15 protein-coding genes are annotated in these 17,794 nt (G+C 64.6%); 11 read left to right on the top strand and 4 right to left on the bottom strand.

Translation table 11 applies throughout. From position 1 onward, the window contains the following. Positions 1 to 113 precede the first annotated feature (113 nt). The 10 genes from M5D76_RS05830 (at position 114) to M5D76_RS05875 (ending at position 10,259) form a co-directional block, all read left to right on the top strand. Positions 114 to 1,214: a DnaJ domain-containing protein gene (locus M5D76_RS05830; RefSeq protein WP_248922452.1), complete on the top strand. Its 1,101-nt coding sequence runs from the start codon at positions 114 to 116 to the stop codon at positions 1,212 to 1,214. Positions 1,215 to 1,283: 69 nt separating this feature from the next. Next, positions 1,284 to 2,465, top strand: coding sequence for a molecular chaperone DnaJ (dnaJ, locus tag M5D76_RS05835; RefSeq protein ID WP_248922453.1), 1,182 nt, complete (start codon positions 1,284 to 1,286; stop codon positions 2,463 to 2,465). 59 nt (positions 2,466 to 2,524) lie between these two features. Then, on the top strand, positions 2,525 to 3,751 hold the full coding sequence (locus M5D76_RS05840; protein WP_428847230.1) for a MiaB/RimO family radical SAM methylthiotransferase: 1,227 nt from the start codon (positions 2,525 to 2,527) through the stop codon (positions 3,749 to 3,751). 95 nt (positions 3,752 to 3,846) lie between these two features. Beyond that, positions 3,847 to 4,824 (top strand): PhoH family protein, encoded by a 978-nt coding sequence (locus M5D76_RS05845; protein ID WP_248922455.1) that lies wholly within the window; start codon positions 3,847 to 3,849, stop codon positions 4,822 to 4,824. A 27-nt stretch (positions 4,825 to 4,851) separates the two neighbouring features. Further along, positions 4,852 to 5,361: an rRNA maturation RNase YbeY gene (gene ybeY / locus M5D76_RS05850; protein WP_248922456.1), complete on the top strand. Its 510-nt coding sequence runs from the start codon at positions 4,852 to 4,854 to the stop codon at positions 5,359 to 5,361. Beyond that, complete coding sequence (locus M5D76_RS05855) at positions 5,358 to 5,747, top strand: diacylglycerol kinase family protein (RefSeq protein WP_248922457.1); 390 nt, start codon at positions 5,358 to 5,360, stop codon at positions 5,745 to 5,747. The genes ybeY and M5D76_RS05855 overlap by 4 nt, the downstream gene beginning before the upstream one ends. Before the next feature lie 73 nt (positions 5,748 to 5,820). Continuing rightward, the gene (era, locus tag M5D76_RS05860) at positions 5,821 to 6,735 is read left to right on the top strand and encodes a GTPase Era (protein WP_248922458.1); all 915 of its coding nucleotides are present in this window, start codon (positions 5,821 to 5,823) and stop codon (positions 6,733 to 6,735) included. 3 nt (positions 6,736 to 6,738) lie between these two features. After that, positions 6,739 to 7,494, top strand: coding sequence for a DNA repair protein RecO (gene recO, locus M5D76_RS05865; protein ID WP_248922459.1), 756 nt, complete (start codon positions 6,739 to 6,741; stop codon positions 7,492 to 7,494). A gap of 185 nt (positions 7,495 to 7,679) precedes the next feature. Then, positions 7,680 to 7,958 carry a 30S ribosomal protein S15 gene (gene rpsO, locus M5D76_RS05870; RefSeq protein ID WP_248922460.1) on the top strand — a complete coding sequence of 93 codons (279 nt, stop codon included), beginning with the start codon at positions 7,680 to 7,682 and terminating at the stop codon, positions 7,956 to 7,958. A gap of 90 nt (positions 7,959 to 8,048) precedes the next feature. Continuing rightward, positions 8,049 to 10,259 (top strand): polyribonucleotide nucleotidyltransferase, encoded by a 2,211-nt coding sequence (locus tag M5D76_RS05875; RefSeq protein ID WP_248922461.1) that lies wholly within the window; start codon positions 8,049 to 8,051, stop codon positions 10,257 to 10,259. A 395-nt stretch (positions 10,260 to 10,654) separates the two neighbouring features. Here M5D76_RS05875 and M5D76_RS05880 read toward each other — a convergent pair whose 3' ends face one another. The 4 genes from M5D76_RS05880 to M5D76_RS09160 form a co-directional block, all read right to left on the bottom strand. Continuing rightward, a complete protein-coding gene (locus tag M5D76_RS05880; protein ID WP_248922462.1) occupies positions 10,655 to 12,373 on the bottom strand; it encodes a S41 family peptidase in 1,719 nt (572 codons plus the stop codon). Positions 12,374 to 12,776: 403 nt separating this feature from the next. Next, entirely contained in the window at positions 12,777 to 14,102 is a 1,326-nt protein-coding gene (locus M5D76_RS05885) for an ABC transporter substrate-binding protein (protein ID WP_248922463.1), read from the bottom strand. Further along, a complete protein-coding gene (locus M5D76_RS05890; RefSeq protein ID WP_248922464.1) occupies positions 14,099 to 16,603 on the bottom strand; it encodes a response regulator in 2,505 nt (834 codons plus the stop codon). Before M5D76_RS05890 ends, M5D76_RS05885 begins: the two co-directional genes overlap by 4 nt. A 284-nt stretch (positions 16,604 to 16,887) precedes the next feature. After that, positions 16,888 to 17,244, bottom strand: a complete 357-nt coding sequence (locus M5D76_RS09160) for an Ig-like domain-containing protein (RefSeq protein WP_346348400.1) — start codon at positions 17,242 to 17,244, stop codon at positions 16,888 to 16,890. Here M5D76_RS09160 and M5D76_RS05900 point away from each other — a divergent pair. Continuing rightward, positions 17,183 to 17,656, top strand: coding sequence for a hypothetical protein (locus M5D76_RS05900; RefSeq protein WP_248922465.1), 474 nt, complete (start codon positions 17,183 to 17,185; stop codon positions 17,654 to 17,656). The genes M5D76_RS09160 and M5D76_RS05900 overlap by 62 nt on opposite strands. The last annotated feature ends 138 nt before the right edge of the window (positions 17,657 to 17,794 follow it).

A 17,794-nucleotide genomic window follows, 5' to 3' on the forward strand; every position in this document is an offset into this window, starting at 1 on the left:
TGGGGATTTCCTCATGGGCGCCCTTGTCGGTATAGCGGGGGCGAGATACGGATAAAATCGACAAGGTTGAACATGTTCGCAGATGCGACTGAGAGCGAAACGGGAGCTACCTGATGGCAGCCATGAACGAGAAGGACTACTACGCCATCCTCGGCGTGGAGTCGAGCGCAACGACCGACGAGATCCGCCGCGCCTTCCAGAAGAAGGCGCGCAAGCTGCATCCCGACGTCAACAAGGCGCCCGATGCCGAGGAGAAGTTCAAGGAGGTCTCCGAGGCGTACGCGGTCCTCTCCGACGAGTCGAAGCGCAAGCGCTACGACGCGATGCGCTCCGGGTCGCCGTTCGCGGGCTCCGGCTTCGGAGGCTCCTACGGCGGCTCTGCGGGCGCCGGCTCGCCCTTCGGCTGGGGCTTCCCCTTCGGCGGGGCCGGCCAGGCGCAGTCGGGCACGCGCTCCCGCTCGTACAACCCGCGCGCGGGCGCCGACGTCGTCTACGAGCTCACGCTCGACGACGAGGCCGCCAAGAGCGGCACCAAGCGTGGGGTCACGTACCAGCGCTACGTCGCCTGCGAGGCCTGCTCGGGGCACGGCTCGGTCGAGTCTGACCACGCCGAGACCTGCCCGACCTGCGGCGGCTCCGGCCACATCCACGTCGACCTCTCCGGCATCTTCGGCTTTGGCGTGGTCGAGATGGGCTGCCCCGAGTGCGAGGGCACGGGCAAGGTCGTCGCGAACCCCTGCGAGAGCTGCGGCGGCTCCGGTCGCGTCCTCTCCGCCAGCGAGGTCGTCGTCGAGGTCCCCGCAGGCTCCCACGACGGGGACGAGATCCGCCTCGAGGGAAAGGGCAACGCGGGCACCAACGCGTCGAGCGCCGGCGACTTCGTCTGCCGCGTGCGCGTCCCGTCCGAGCAGATGAGCCCCTCGGTCGCCTTCGGCATGCGCGTGCTCGGCTTCGACGTCCCCTTCGTCGCGTTCGGCGCGATCGCCGGCGTGCTGCCGTCGCTTCTCTTCTACGTCGTCATCCTGGCCGCGCTCGGCGTCTTCTCGATCGCTCGTGGCGGCGGCCTCAAGGCGAGCCCGCGCTGGTGGCGCCACGCCCGCGTCGCCTTCGTCAACGGCCTCGTGACGGGCACGTTCTTCGCCCTCGTCATGGTGTCGCTCTTCTCGTGCGGCGCATCGCTCGGGCGCACGGGCTACGGCGCCGTCAGGGGCTAGCAATTCGGTTGGTTCTTGCGCGGCCACGGCCGCGCGACAGGTATCTATTTGTGCAGGAGATTGGTTAGAGTGGCTTCAAATCGCGACTACTACGAGGTGCTCGGCGTCGACCGTGACGCCGACCAGAAGACCATCAAGCGCGCGTTCCTCAAGCTCGCGCGCACGCTTCACCCCGACGTCAACAAGGCGCCGGACGCCGAGGAGAAGTTCAAGGAGGTCAACGAGGCCTACTCCGTCCTCTCCGACGAGCGCAAGCGCGCCAACTACGACCGCTACGGCTCGGCCGAGGGCCCCGGCGGCTTCGGCGCCGACTACGTCGACATGTCCGACATCTTCGGCGGCGGATTCGGCATCAACGACATCTTCGACTCGTTCTTCGGCGGCGGCGCGTCCGCCCGCGGCGGCCGCCCGGCACGCACCCGCGGCCGCGACATGGGCATAACGCTGCGCATCACGCTCGCCGAGGCGGCGTCCGGCTGCACCAAGACCATCGCCTACGACCGCCTCGCCCCCTGCGACGACTGCGACGGCACCGGCGTCGGCGAGGGCGGCCACGAGACCACCTGCACCCGCTGCAACGGCACCGGCCGCGTGGTCGAGGTCCAGCGCACGATCTTCGGCCAGATGCAGTCCCAGAGCGTCTGCCCCGAGTGCGGCGGCTCCGGCAAGGTCGTCGACAAGCCGTGCGAGACCTGCGACGGCCAGGGCAGGACGCCCTCCCGCGAGACCGTCGAGGTCGAGATCCCGGCCGGCATCCACTCCGGCCAGTCGCTCACCGTGCCCGGCAAGGGCGAGGCGGGCGTGCGCGGCGACGCCGCGGGCGACCTCGTGGTGCGCATCGAGGTCGAGGCCAGCGACGTCTTCGAGCGCCAGGGCGACGACCTCTTCTGCGAGGTCCGCGTCGACGCGCTCGAGGCCATCGTGGGCACCACCGTCAAGATGGACGGCATCCTCGAGGGCGACGAGGTGACCGTCGACGTCCCCGCCGGCTGCGAGTTCGGCCAGCAGGTGATGGTCGAGGGCCTCGGCATGCCGCGCCTCGGCTCCACCGCCCGCGGCAACCTCGTGGCGGTCGTGCGCGTCGTCAGCCCCGAGGGCCTCGCCGAGTCCGACCTCGACGCCATCCGCCAGATGGTCGAGGCCCGCGGCGCCTCCAAGGGCGACGCAGGCGAGAAGAGCGCCTCCGACGGCTCGAAGAAGAAGACCAAGTTCAGGCCCCACGGGCGCAAGAGCGCCAACGGCTCCAAGTGAGCGGCGCGAGGGTAAGCGTCGTCAACCTCGGCTGCAGGGTGAACCGCGTGGAGGCGGACGTGATCGCGTCCGAGCTCGAGCGCGCGGGCGCCCGTCTCACCAGCGAGTCCGAGGCCGACGCAATCGTCATCAACACCTGCGCCGTCACGGGCGAGGCCGAGGCCAAGACCCGCAAGGCCGTACGTCACGCCGCGACGCTCCCGCAGGCGCCGGTGGTCGTGGCCTGCGGCTGCGTGGCCAACCTCTTCACCGACGAGGTCGCCGCCATCGCGCCCAACGTGATCGTCGAGCGCGACAAGTCCGCCGTCGCGCGCCGCGTCCTCGAGGCCCTCGGCCAGGCCTCGCCTGACGCAGTCGACGCCGCGGACCCCGCCGTCGCCTGCGTGCCCGCCTCGCCCACGCCGCTCGGCCGCATGCGCCCCGGCATCAAGATCCAGGACGGCTGCGACAACCGCTGCACCTACTGCATCGTCTGGAAGGCCCGCGGCGCGTCGCGCTCGCTTGCCGCCCCCGACGTCGTCTCGGCCGTGCGCGCCGCCTGCGACCGCGGGGCGCGCGAGGTCGTGCTCACGGGCATCAACCTCGGCCGCTACGAGGACGCCTCGGGCGAGAGGAGCCTCAACCTCGCCTCCCTGATCGACCTGCTCATGCAGGAGACCCCAATCGGGCGCCTGCGCCTCTCGTCGATCGAGCCTCCCGACGTGGACGACGAGCTCCTCGCCGCCATGGCCCGCCACGGCGAGCGCGTCGCGCCCTTCCTCCACGTCTGCCTGCAGTCCGGCTGCGACGAGACCCTCGCGCGTATGGGCCGCGTCTACGACACCGCGCTGTACCGCGACGTCGTCCGCCGCGCCCGCGAGGCCCTGCCCGGCCTCGCGCTCGGCACCGACCTCATCGTCGGCTTCCCGGGCGAGACCGACGACGAGTTCGCCCGCTCGCTCGCCTTCTGCGAGGAGATGCGCTTCGCCAAGATGCACGTCTTCCGCTACTCCAGGCGGCCCGGCACGCCCGCGGCCGAGGCGCCGGGCCAGGTCGACCCCCGCGTGATGGCCGAGCGCGCCCGTCGCGTGCGCGACCTCGCGTCGGCCATGCGTGCCGCCGAGGCCGAGCGCCTCGTGGGGACCGAGCAGCTCGTGCTCGTCCAGGCTCCGGGCACCGGCGTGACCGGCGGCCTCTTCGAGGCCACCCTGGACGAGAAGAGCCCCGTCGGCGAGCTCGTGCGCGTCCGCGTGGACGCCACCGCGCCGTCCTCGCGCCTCGTTTGCTCGCCCGCGACCGAACACTGAACCGACCCGCCCCCGGCCCGCCGCGCGCCTGCGCCTAGGGCTATCATGGGCACATGCCCTGCGCCCGCGGGGACCTGACACTCGTTTGGAGGAACATGGAGCCGACCCAGATTCGCCTGACCATTCCCGACTCGGTAAACCCGCTCGTGCTCATGGGGCCAGCAGACGCCCTGCTCAGACGCATAGAGTCGGCGTTCTCGGCCATCGTCACCGTGCGCGGGAGCCAGGTGTCGGTCGTTGGCCCCGCAGACGAGGTGGATCAGGTCGTGTCGGTCTTCTCGCACCTCATCGGGCTCGTCGAGGCGGGGGAGACGCCCACCGCCAAGGACGTTGACCTGCTGCTCGGCCGCGCCCGCCGCGGCGCCGAGAACGCCGAGCCCGGCCGCGGCGAGGTCATCCAGACCCTGCGCGGCCGCTCCATCAGGCCCAAGACGCCCGGCCAGAGCCGCTACATCGACGCGATCAAGAACAACACCATCACCTTCGGCCTCGGCCCCGCCGGCACCGGCAAGACCTACCTCGCGATGGCGATGGCCGTCGCCGCCCTCAAGCGCCACGAGATCGCCCGCATCGTGCTCGCCCGTCCCGTCGTCGAGGCCGGCGAGTCGCTCGGCTACCTCCCCGGCACCCTCGAGGAGAAGCTCGACCCCTACATGCGCCCGCTCTACGACGCCCTCTTCGACATGGTCGAGGCGGAGCGCGCCCAGACCCTGGTGGAGCAGGGGGTCATCGAGGTCGCTCCTCTCGCCTTCATGCGCGGCCGCACCATGAACGACGCCTTCGTCATCCTCGACGAAGCCCAGAACACCACGCCCGACCAGATGAAGATGTTCCTCACGCGCTTGGGCTTCAACTCCAAGTTCGTGATCACGGGCGACAGCTCTCAGCGCGACCTCCTCGGCGAGAACGGCGTCGACGTCGCCCGCAGGGTGCTCGCCGACGTCGACGACATCGCCTTCGTTGACCTGCGCGGCGACGACATCGTGCGCCACTCGCTCGTGGCCGCCATCGTCGACGCCTACCAGAGCGCCGACCAATCTGGTCGCGCCGTCGGCAAAACTCAGGCACAATAGGGTAGAAGGACGTACGTGGAGGCTCGCGTGGAACACGCTTTTGACATCTCGTTCGAGGACGGAATCGCCTCGCCCCTCTCGGAGGAGGAGCTCTGCGCGGACTGCGCCTTCGTCCTCGAGCAGGAGGGCGTCGAGCGCCCCTGCATGGTCTCGGTCTCCGTCGTGTGCGACGAGCGCATCCGCGAGCTCAACGCCTCCTGGCGCGGCATCGACCGCGCGACGGACGTGATCTCCCTCGAGTGCGAGCGCCCCGACGACCCCGACCTCGCCCCCGGCGAGCCCTGCGAGCTCGGAGACATCGTGCTCGCGCCGGACTACATCACCCGCCAGGCCGCCGAGGTCGGCACCACCGTGCAGGACGAGTGCAGGCTGCTGCTCGTCCACGGCATGCTCCACCTCCTCGGCTACGACCACCTCGAGGACGACGAGGCCGAGGTCATGGAGGCCCGCGAGGACGAGCTCCTCGCCCTCATCAAGACCGACCGCCCGATCGAGCGCGTCACCCTCACGCGCCACCGGGGCGGTGAGGACGCGTGATTCCCGGCAAGGGCCCGAGCCACCCGTCGTTCAGGCGCAGCTTCCTGTTCGCCCTCCAGGGCTTCAGGACCGCGATCTCGCAGGAGCGCAACATCAAGGTCATGCTCGGCGGCGCGCTGTTTGCCGTCGTGCTCGGCATCATCGTGCGCCTCGACCCCGTGAGCTGGGCCGTCGTCTTCGTCTGCTGCGGCGTCGTGCTCGCCGCCGAGCTCGTCAACACGGCCGTCGAGACGGTCGTCGACCTCGTCTCGCCCGAGTTCCACCCGCTCGCCGGCCGCGCCAAGGACATCGCCGCCGCCGCGTCGTGGGTGCTCAGCCTCTTCGTCGCCCTCGCCGGCGCCTGCGTCTACATCAGCGCCCTCGTCCGGCTCATCTCCTCGCTCTAGCGCGGCCCCGGCCCCGCGCTGTCGAGAAGAGCCTGCCCCTTCGCCCCGGCCCAACCACGAACCAAGGATTGACATGACTTCTGACGCCTCCCAGGAAAAGCCCTTCACCAGCGGCTTCGTCGCACTGGTCGGACGCCCCAGCGTGGGCAAGTCCACGCTGCTCAACGCGGCCGTCGGCGGCAAGCTCGCCATCACGAGCCCCGTCGCCCAGACCACGCGCCGCCGCATGCGCGCGGTCGTCAACACCGACCACTCGCAGCTCGTGATCGTCGACACGCCGGGCCTGCACAAGCCCAAGGACGCCCTCGGCAAGGAGCTCAACAAGGTCGCCCTCGGCGAGCTCGCCGACGTGGACGCCGTCGCCTTCCTGATCGACGCGACCAAGCCCGTCGGCACCGGCGACGAGTGGGTCGCCAAACACGTCGACGCCTCGTGCGCCCCCTTCAAGCTGCTCGTGATCACCAAGGCCGACATCGCCAAGCCCGAGCAGGTCACGGCCCAGCTCGAGGCCGCCGGCAAGCTCGCCCGCTTCGACGAGACGCTCGTGCTCTCCGCAAAGGAGGGCTTCAACGTCGACTCCTTCGTCGCGCTCGTCTCCGAGCACCTGCCCGAGGGGCCGAGGTGGTTCCCCGAGGACATGGACTGCGACGCGACCGACGAGGACCTCGTGGCCGAGTTCGTCCGCGAGAAGCTCCTCAACAACCTGCGCCAGGAGGTGCCCCACTCCGTCGGTGTCATCTGCGACGACATCGACTGGTCGAAGGACCACGCCTCCATCAGCGCGACGATCATCGTCGAGCGCGAGGGCCAGAAGGGCATCGTCATCGGCCACGGCGGCAAGATGATCAAGAAGGTCGGCACCGAGGCGCGCCGCGACATCGAGCGCCTTTTCGACTGCAGCTGCTACCTCGACCTGCAGGTCCGCGTCAAGCCCGAGTGGCGCCGCGACCAGAACGAGATCCGCCGCCTGGGGTACGAGGCCGAGTAGGGCATGGCACGCCCCCGCTCGAGGCGCCTGCGCGCCATCGTTCTCGACCGCACCAAGCTGGCCGAGCAGGACCTCATCCTCACGCTCCTGGCCGAATCGGGGGAGCGTGTGAGCGCCGTCGCCCGCGGCGCGAGAAAGCCGGGCGGACGGCTCGCCGCCCGCTCGGAGCTCGCCTGCGAGACCGACTTCCTGCTGGCCCGCGGCCGCGGCCGGGGGCTCGAGGTCGTCAGCGAGGCCTCCCTCGTCGACGGCCACCCGCGCCTGCGCGGCGAGCTCGACCGCCTCTCCGCGGCCTCGGCAGTCCTCGAGGCCGCGCGCCTCACCTGCTTCGAGGACGCCGAGGACCCCTTCCTGCACCCGATCTGCTCGCGGGCGCTCCGCGCCTGCGAGGAGGCCGTCGACCAGCCCCGCCTCGACCTCGCGGTCGCGGCCTACGTCTTCAAGGTGCTCGCGCACGGCGGCTGGCGCCCCGAGCTCTCGAGCTGCATCGCCTGCGGCGACCACGACGTCTCGTACTTCTCGGCCGCGGCCGGCGGCACCCTCTGCTCGAGCTGCGCCAAGGACGTCCCCGGCGCCCAGCAGCTCAGCGCCTCCGAGATCGGCTGGGTCGCCTCGCTGCTGCACCTCACCTTCGACGACCTGCTCGCGTCCCAGATCGACGTCACGACCTCGACCACGCTCGTCTCGCTCGCGCATACCTGGGCGGCAACGCACCTCGACGCCCGCCTCCGCGCGATGGAGTTCATGCTCAGCCTCTGAGCGCGGCCGCAAGATGTGTGCAACCTGCGGTGAATTGCGAGAGGAGCGCACGCGTCCGGCCCCGCGCTTTGGCTTGGGCGCGCATTAGTGGTACTCTTTATCAGTCATTACCCCGTACTTGGTGGTTCGTCCATTGCCAGACGGCCAACCCGGTTCGGGGCGAATCTATGTGAAAGGGGTTTCAAATGGCAATCAGCAAGGAGCGCAAGGCCGAGCTCATCAAGCAGTACGGCAAGAACGAGCACGACTCCGGCTCGCCCGAGGTCCAGGTCGCTCTTCTCACCGAGCGCATTCGCGAGCTCACCGAGCACGTGAAGGTGCACATCCACGACCACCACACCCGTCGTGGCCTGCTCATGCTCGTCGGTAAGCGTCGTCGTCTCCTGTCCTACATCAAGAAGCAGGACATCGAGAACTACCGTTCGCTCATCAAGAGCCTCGGCATTCGCGACAACATCCAGTAACGAGGTGTTACGAGGGGGCGCCACAAGGGCGCTCCCTTGCTATAGACGGCCCGCCTGCAATGCGGCAGGCGGAGATAAGAGGAAAAGAAAATGGCTAAGGTTACACACGAGTTCGACCTCTACGGCAAGCACTACCGCTTCGAGACGGGCGAGCTCGCAAAGCAGGCGACGGGCGAGTGCCTCGTCTCCTGCGGGGAGTCGACCGTCAACGTCACGGTCGTCGTCTCCAAGGAGCGCAAGAACTACGACTTCTTCCCGCTGACGGTCGACTTCATCGAGAAGATGTACTCGGTCGGCCGCATCCCGGGCGGCTACCTCAAGCGCGAGGCGCGCCCGTCCGAGAAGGCCACGCTCACGGCCCGCATGATCGACCGACCCATCCGCCCGTCGTTCCCCGACGGCTTCCGCAACGAGGTCCAGATCGTCGCCATGCCGCTCGTCGCCGACCAGGTCAACTCCGTCGACACGATCTCGATCATGGGCGCCAGTGCCGCCCTGACCGTCGGCGGCGTGCCCTTCGAGGGCCCGCTCGCCTGCGTCCGCATCGGCCGCAACGTCGAGACCGGCGAGTTCATCGTCAACCCGACCTACGAGGAGCGCGACAACTCCGACCTCGACCTCGAGCTCGGCGGCTCCGCGACCTTCATCTCCATGCTGGAGGCCGGCGCCAAGGAGATCTCCGAGGACGACATGCTCGCCGCCATGGCCTTCGGCCAGGAGGCCATCGCCGCCTTCTGCGAGGAGCAGAAGAAGTTCTTCGAGAAGGTCGTCGAGGTCAACGGCGCCTTCCCCGAGCGCGAGTACATCCTCGACCAGCCCGTCCCCGAGGTGCACGAGAAGGTCTTCGCCCACTTCGACGACATGTCCGCGGCCCTCAAGGACGCCGACAAGCAGGCCCGCATGGGCAAGGTCGAGGCCCTCAAGGACGCCATCCGCGCTGAGTTCACCGAGGAGGAGCAGCTCCAGTGGGAGCGCGAGATCCCCGTCGAGCTCAAGAGCCTCGAGAAGCACGCGATGCGCAAGATGGTCGTCGAGACCGGCGAGCGCGTCGACGGCCGCACGGCCACCGAGGTCCGTCCCCTCATGGTCAAGCCTGACTACCTGCCGCGCGTCCACGGCTCCGGCCTCTTCCAGCGTGGCCAGACCCAGGTGCTCTCCGTCGCCACCCTCGGCATGCTGAACGAGTGGCAGCGCCTCGACACCATCGAGCCGATCGACGGCAAGCGCTACATCCACCACTACAACTTCCCGCCGTTCTGCACCGGCGAGACCGGCCGCATGGGCAGCCCCAAGCGTCGTGAGATCGGCCACGGCAACCTCGCCGAGCGCGCCCTTCTCCCCGTCATCCCCTCCGAGGACGACTTCCCCTACACCATCAGGGTCGTCTCCGAGGTCATGGAGTCCAACGGCTCCTCGTCGATGGCGTCGACCTGCGGCTCCACCCTCGCCCTCATGGACGCCGGCGTGCCCCTGACCCGCCCCGTCTCCGGCGTGGCCATGGGCCTCATCCAGGAGGAGGGCAAGACCGTCGTCCTGACCGACATCCAGGGCATCGAGGACTTCCTCGGCGACATGGACTTCAAGGTCTGCGGCACCACCAAGGGCATCACGGCCATGCAGATGGACAACAAGGCCACCGGCCTCACGCCCGAGATCCTCAAGCAGGCGCTCCAGCAGGCGCACGAGGGCCGCATGTTCATCCTCGACGCCATGCTCGACCAGATCTCCGCTCCCCGCGAGCAGACCAAGGAGACCGCGCCCCAGATCATCAGCCTCCAGATCGCGACAGACAAGATCCGCGACGTCATCGGCTCCGGCGGCAAGGTCATCCGCGGCATCCAGGACGACACCGGCGCCACGATCGACATCCAGGAGGACGGCACCGTCTTCATTGCGGGCACCGGCGCCGCCGGCGAGGAGGCCGCGGAGCGCATCCGCGCCATCGTCAAGGTTCCCGAGGTGGGCGAGGAGTACACCGGCCGCGTCGTGAACATCCAGGCCTTCGGCGCCTTCGTCGAGCTGCTGCCCGGCAAGGACGGCCTGCTCCACATCTCCCGCGTCGCCCAGGGCCGCGTCGACAAGGTCGAGGACGTCCTCAACGTCGGCGACGAGGTCAAGGTCAAGGTCATCGAGGTGGACGAGAAGGGCAAGATCAGCCTCGATCGCCTCGACAAGCCCGAGGCCCCCGCTGGCTCTGGCCACGGTCGTGGCGGCCACGGCCACGGCGACGGCGAGCGCAAGCCCCGTCGTCACGCTGGCGACCGCGGTGGTCGTCAGCCCCGTCGTCACCACGAGGGCTAAGTTCCTCGACGTTCGTCGACCTGGTTCCTTTGGACTGACATAGAGCACGTCATGGGAGGCGCCTTTTGTGGCGCCTCCCATTTTGTTTTACGCGTTTTACGGTGTCCCAGCGTCGTTTGGGTGCCATGGCCATGCGGCCTCAAGGAGCTGTTGAGAGGGAGTAAACCAGGCCATATAACGGTAGTTCTCACTCCGAACCAAAACATATCGTTTTCGCAGGTAAATAGTGGTGCGCGAAATCTTCGGCGCACCACTTTGCATCACTGGAAAACGCTCCTTTCGGGACATTTCTTCCATGAATTCTTCCATGCGCCGACAGCACCCATACGTCTGGCCCGCCAACGGGACGGGCATCACAGGGACCTCGCTCCCTCCGCAGTCGGGGCTCTCCAACCTTAGTAAAGGCCGTTGATGTATTCGGTCAGGGCCGCGCGGTCGTAGAAGCTGTCAGGGTCGGTGAGGACGTAATCCGGGTCAGCTCCGCGGTCGATGTCGTAGAACGAGCCGTTCTTCATGAAGGACAGCCGCCGGGGGCTGGAGATCCTGAACGAGGTGCCCCATGCGGACGAGATGGGCTGTATGACGCAGGCGCCTCCGGCGGAAGGCCGGCCCAGCAGCGTGACGACGTTGGATTCCTTTAGCATGCAGGGCACCAGGTTTCCGCTGGAGAAGCTGACGGGGGAAGTCAGGCAAAACAGCTTCTTGCCCGCCAGGGTGTCCTTCTCGTCGAACTTTCCGTCGAGGTTGACGTCGGCGCGATAGGAGGAGACGCACTGCGCGCCGGTCATGGCGTCCTCCATGCCGATGGAGCCCTCGCCCAGGAACCAGGAGATGGTGAACTCCGCGGCGGTCGCGTCGCCGCCGCCGTTGTCGCTCATGTCGAGGACCACGTTCTCGATGGGGCTGCCCTCCCGCGTGATTTGCGCATGGGCCTTTATGATCTGGCTGATGGTGTCGTCGGGGAGTTTCGCCACATCATCCACCCCGTAGTAATAATCCGCTGAGGGCGGAGGGGTGAAGGCGTCGAAGGTGACGTAGGCCGTGTTGCCGACCTCCTCGTAACCAGGGATGTTGTCGGGGTAGTACTTGTCCCTCGAGGCTTCCTGGCGCTCGCGGGCGGCCAAGACCCGGGCGCGCGAGGTGCCGAGTGCCGTGTAGTCGATGGGCCCGGACAGGTACGAAAAGCCGTACCAATTACTGTGGACGTCGTCGAGGTACTCCGTGATGAGGCGGTAGACCGCCTTGTCGGCCTCGGCCGAATCCGGTCCCTTCAAAGCTTCCGTGAAACCGGTCTCCTTGAACAGCTGGTCGAAGCTTTCGATCTTGTGGTCTTCTTTCAGGCCGTACAAGGTGTCCAGCATCATGCACAGCTCGTTGTAGCCGAATTCCGCCAATGCATCGCTGCGGTTTCCGGTGGGCGCGGAATAGTAAAGATCGCCGCACCTGGAGATATCGTCGGCCTTAATCACGCACTGGCCGTTGAAGTAGAGGCTTTCCAGCCAAGTTGGCGCAATGAGGATGTCGGCAACCGTCTGCAACGGGATCAGGTACAGGCCGTCTTGATTAACCAGGTCGATGCCGTAATCGCCCAGGTTGACCTCAAAGACGTCGCCCCGTCGGTCCAAGGTGCCCGTGCCGACTTTCTGCAGGAGCTTGAAATCACCCGCCTCGTTCACGACGTCGATGCTGGTCAAGTCCAGCATCGTGGACTGATCAGCCCTCATGCTGAACAGGTTGTAATCTGCGTAATGCATGACGTCTTTATCGAAATCGATGGTCAGAGGCACATCGGTGTCATAGAGCTTGTTGGCCCTGGAATAGGTCACGACAGGCCCCTCCGTGGACATCGTGAAGTCCACGGTGCCATGGTACGTCTCCTTGAGCAGGGCCAGACAATCGCTCGCGTCGATATAGGGCAGGTCCTTTGCACCGTCGAGGAAATAGAGCTTCAGCTCCGTGCCGGACTTCTCGGTTCCGTTGTACAGGGGAAACGTGTCGTTGGCAACTTCATGCTTCTTGGCGCTTGAAGCCGCGTTCGTACCGCCGCATGCGACGAGCGTCGCCGCAAGGGGAACCATCACCACTAGGCATAGCAATTTGGGTAATGACTTCATCTTCTCTCCTCCCACCTTTAAACGGGACCCGCAACAATCGGTGATCAAAAGTATAGAGAGAGGGGGTCGAGAAGAGCCTCCCTCATACGTGAGGGGCTTCTCGTTATGCCTAGTTCGGTTGGGCTGCCGAGATTGCCGTGCGCACCGTGCGCGAGTGGCTCGACACATACGAGGACGCGGGCATCACCGTGGTCTTCAACGTGTTCGGCGATACAGACGAGGCGATATACCGGTCGCTTCACTTCACCTGACGCGTCCAGGGCCGGACGGAGGGGTTGGGAAGCGTCTGTCGGCCCGACTTCCGTTGAGTCGTCTGGGTGTTGTTCCCAACGTCCTGTTCCGCCTGAACGTCATCAAGCAGTTCGGGACCGGCATCCGCCGCATCAAGCGCTGCACAGGCCTCTTACAGCTCGTACGTTCCGTATCCGGCGATTGCCTTATCGATCGACGCCTCGCCGTTCGCAACCTGGAAAGCCGCGACGCGGTATTGGATGGTGACGCCATCTGTCAGTCCGACTTCATGGGTCGAAATGACACGGCTTGGGTCAATCTTGCTGAACGGAGCGTACATACCATCGAAGGAAAGGTCGGACGTCACCGTGAGCAGGCGTTTCGCGCGCGCGATGTTGTTAAGTTCCTGCTGGTTCATCAGGAAGCGCATGAACTCGTTTGCCATGTCGAGGTTTTTGCCTTCCTTGTTAACCGCAAACTGCACCGAAGGCTTGTCGAGAAGGCTGGCGCCCTCATCGGAGAGAGTAAACGGATAGAGGGCGTACGAGAACGGATGGGCGGAAAATGCTTCGGACTGGCTTTCGCGCTTTGTCGTGCCTGACGCCGTATCGCCCGAGCACAGTGCCATGGGGATATCGCCTTCGAAGAACCGCAGAATCAGCGCGTTGTAGCCGTTCTTAAGTTCGTTGCAGACATCGAGGTTGAAGCACCCATGCTCCTTCATGACGTTGACCTTCTCGAGGACTGGCCTCATGTATTCGCCAGCCGAGGGATCGAGCGAGTTAAGTTTCTCGACCATCTTGGGGTTCTTGGCGGCATCGCCATACATGAGCTCGCCAACGAGGTTGCCGTACGCAGACGCCACATTGTAGGTCAAAATGGGAGTGGGATACCCCGCCTTGTTGAACGCATCGCATGCAGCCAGCAGCTCCTCGTAGTTTGTCGGAACGCTGATCTTCTCCTTTTCGAAGAGGTCCTCGTTCACAAGGATGCCGGAAGTGCTGGAGAATATGGGGGCCATGGGGCACGCCCCCGCATCGTCTTTGCACAGCAAGCTCGGGCGCACGCACGACAAGTCGATGCCACGCGCCGAATCGGAGAGGTCCTCGGCGTGCTCGAATACCGGCTTGTGGCTGTCGGAATCCATCATGAAGTCGAACGCGAAATAGATGTCAGGCGCATCTTCGGAGTTCAAGGCCGTAGAAACGACGTTGTTGTAGTCGTCAAGCTTGGTGTAGCTCAGCTCGACGTTGGGATAGTACTCGTTGAACTTATCGAATTCAGCTTCAAGCGCCTCAAAGTTATCGTAGCTGCCGGCTACGGAAAGGGAGCATTTCGTGGCGGTATCGAGCGAGGGGGTAAAGCCCTTCTTCTCGCCCGCCTGCCCCGATGGAACCGCAGACCCGGTAGAACCCGACGATGCGGCGCAGGCCGCCAACGCGACCGAGACGAGAGCAATAGATAAAACGACCAGGCAACGCACCACAGACTTTCTCATAACTTGCCCTCCTTCACCCCTCTAATCTCTTTCAAAACGATCTTGATATCAATTGGCTTAGCGATATGACCGTTCATACCAGCATCCATGCATTTTGCAACGTCTTCGGAAAACGCATCTGCCGTCATCGCGATAATCGGAATTGTCGACGGCCACTCGCCGGGCAGAGCGCGGATGGCCTTCGTGGCCTCGATACCGTTCATGATGGGCATTTGCACGTCCATGAACACGAGGTCGTAATCTCCCGGCTGCGATGACGCAAGCATATCGACCGCAATCTGGCCGTTTTCGGCGCGCACTGACTCGATGCCGTGCATGTCGAGCAACATGTTGAGAATCTCCCAGTTGATGTCATTGTCCTCGGCGGCGAGCACGCGCATACCCGCAATGTCGGAATGGTCGTCCTCGTTGGCATCCGTCGCTTCCGTCAAATTCAGAAGCTCGTTGATCGCACGATAGAGCGTGGACTTAAACAGCGGCTTGGATATGAACCCGTCGGCGCCGGCCTCTTTCGCGCTTTCCTCGATGTCGGACCAATCGTATGCCGAGACAAGGATAATTGGCACCTGCTCCCCGACCAGGGCGCGCATGCGGCGCACGACCTCGATACCATCCATGTCGGGCATCTTCCAATCCACGATGATGACGCCATAGTCATCGTGCAGGCTGTGTCGCGCCCCCACCATCTCGAGCGCCTGCACGCCCGAAGAAGCCACCTCGACGCGCGCGTCGAGCGAGTTGAACGTGTACTGGGCGGTCTGGAGGAAGACCTCGTCATCGTCGACGAGCAGCGCATCGACGGATTCCAGGGTCATATCCTCGGGCTCGCGCTCCGCAATGAGCAGGTCGAGCGTGACGGTAAATGTCGTCCCCTCGCCCAGCTTGCTCTGGCATTCGATCGTACCTCCCATGAGGTCGATCATCTGCTTGGTGATAGCCAGGCCGAGTCCCGTGCCCTGGACCTTGTTCACGCGGCTGTCGGTTTGGCGCGAGAACGACTCGTACATGTGCTCCATGAACTCCTCGCTCATGCCCATGCCCGTGTCGGCTACGCGGTAGACCAGGCGCACCATGCCGGGCGTCTCGCTCTCCAGCTCCTGCAAGTCGACCGCGACGCTACCGAAAGGCTCGGTGTACTTGAGGGCGTTCGACAAGATGTTGATGAACACCTGGTTGATGCGCAGCTGATCGGCGCACAGGTACTCGTGTTCCACGGCGTTGGCATGGAGCTGGAAGGCGATATTCTTCTCCTTCACCATGGGCTGCGAAATGTTGACGAGGTTCTCGGTTACCTCCACGATCGAGAAGGTTGCCGGCGTGAGGGTGAGCTTGCCGCTTTCCACTTTGGAAATATCCAAGATGTCGTTGATAAGCGTGAGCAAGTGGTTGCTCGCAAGCCCAATCTTATGCAAGCTGTCCTTGACAATGGCCGGGTCGTCGACGTTGCGTTGAGCGATGGTCGTCAACCCCAGAATTGCGTTCATGGGCGTGCGGATATCGTGGGACATGGCTGAGAGGAAGTCGCTCTTCGCGCGATTCGCCGCCTCGGCTTCCTTCGCGGCCTCATCCAGGCGCGCGTTGAACCAATTCATGAAGGCCATGTCGAAGTTGAGCAGGAACAGAAGGGCGCAAGCAACCCCGCCGATCAAGAACCAGTCGACGTTGCTTCGATTCAAGCTGCTCGATTGGATGTAGTTCAGGATTGTCCAGCCTTTGTTCGCGCTGATCGGCACATACGCTATCAGGCATTCCTCACCGCGCGAGTTGTCCATGAAAAACGACCCACTCTGCGTTGTAAGACGCTCCTTTAGCTCTTCGACCCCAGCTGCATCAATCTGGTTGTACGACTTGTAGAACTCGACGAAGTTGCTGTTCTTGTAATTGCGGCCTTTGATGATGTAGTTGCTGTCGCTGTCGACGAGCGAGACTTCAGCGTCTTCGTACCGGTCGCTGGGAAACACCCATTTTTCCTGGAGTTTCTCCAAGGGGATAACGCGCAAGAGGATCGCCTCGCGCTGCTTCAACCTGTCACTGGAATCCACAAGCGAGATCTTGTTGCAAAACGCCAGCGATTGAACACCGGTCATAGGGTTTGTGTAGGACCGCGAGACGTTGATAGCGCCATCTTGCTCGTCCAGCTTGTCAAGCCTTATGGGAAGGCCGATCGCCTTGTACGACACGGCGTAGTCATCTTCCGCGCCCGTCTTGGGGCGCGTCGAGAGCCCCTCGAGCGATCCGTTGTCTGTGAAAACGATGTGTGCAGCGTTTTCGGTCGACACATGGGAAGCCCTGACGAACGATGCCGCCTCGTCAATGGTCATAGGCTCGCTGTTGATGTAACGCGCCCAAACGTTGCAGATATTTTGCTCGCCCTCGAGGTAATTTGCCGTCACCTGCTCCATGGTGACGGTCGCCGTCTCGAACTGGGCCACCTCATCGTTAATCGACTCGCTAGCTGCCCGCTGCACGTGCAGCAAAACGAAGCCTATGATGCCGAGCATGACAGCTACGTTCACCAGAATTATCAGATGTCGTTTGCTTCTCGTTTGCATAGCGAGCCTTTTCCGCTTCGTATGCAAGCATTATCTCATTTGAAAAACGTCCCCAACCCTCTGTTTGCGCCAAAGTGCTTGGTTATCTGGCACGAGCGGCGGGTTGGGGACGGATGAGCCGGAGATGCGTCCTCCGGCCCGGCAACGGCAACGGCAACCGGGGCGGAAGCATCGCCTCCGCCCCGGTCCCGCGCAGTATGCGGCGTCGCGCGCCGCGGCCTTGAGGCCGCGCGCTACTTCACGGTCACCTTGACCCTCTTGGCTACGCCGTTCTGGACATAGGCGTAGACGTAGCAGCTGCCCTTGGCCTTAGCCCTGATCACGCCCCTGGCCGACACGGTCGCGACCTTGGGATTGGTGGACTCGTAGCGCATCTTCACGATCCTCTTCAAGCTCGGCGTGCAACCCAAGGCGATGCAGGAGCTCGACGGGCATTCTGAAGATAGGGGTTTTGCGGCACAATTGATAAGAAGCGCAATGGGGAAGTGCTCGAGGGTCAAGCTCCTGGACGCGATCTGGAGGGTGAAAATGCAGTTCGGCTTCTCGATGGTAGGCGTCGGTTTTCTTGCGATGCTGTTCATACCGAACATCAAGTGGGCGAGGAACCAGCCCCTGGGTTATGGGGAAATCTCCAGGCACGAGCGCAAGGCTCTTCTCGTGTTCGAACGGGTCGGCCAAGTGCTCGCCACCATCTCCGCCGTCGCTTTCGTGTGCCCACAGGGCTTCTCGTTTCCTTGGCTGATCTGGTTGATGACCGCCTTCCTGTCCATGCTTCTCTACGAGGTTGCCTGGGCGAGGTATTTCATGGGCGGAGAACGTCTTGCTGGAATGTACCAGCCGCTAGGCCCCATCCCCGTACCCATTGCGACCCTTCCGGTTGCTGCCCTGGCGCTCCTGGGGATCTGGTACCAATCGCCGATCACCGTGGCCGCTGCGGCGATCCTCGGTGTCGGCCACATCGGGATTCATCTGGAGCACCTGCGCGAACTCTCGGCTCGATAGTCGATTGGGGCGAGAAGAGCCAAGGATCACAACGGCGCGACTGTGACGTCGCGCGCGTGTCCGCCCGCGGCGCATCCTCCTATCGATTTCGTATAGGGTCGCGTCGCTGCTGCATACAGCCTGCTTCTTTGCGTACAA

The sequence above is a fragment of the Olsenella intestinalis genome, from assembly GCF_023276655.1.
In the GTDB taxonomy this organism is placed as follows: Bacteria; Actinomycetota; Coriobacteriia; order Coriobacteriales; family Atopobiaceae; genus Olsenella_J; species Olsenella_J intestinalis.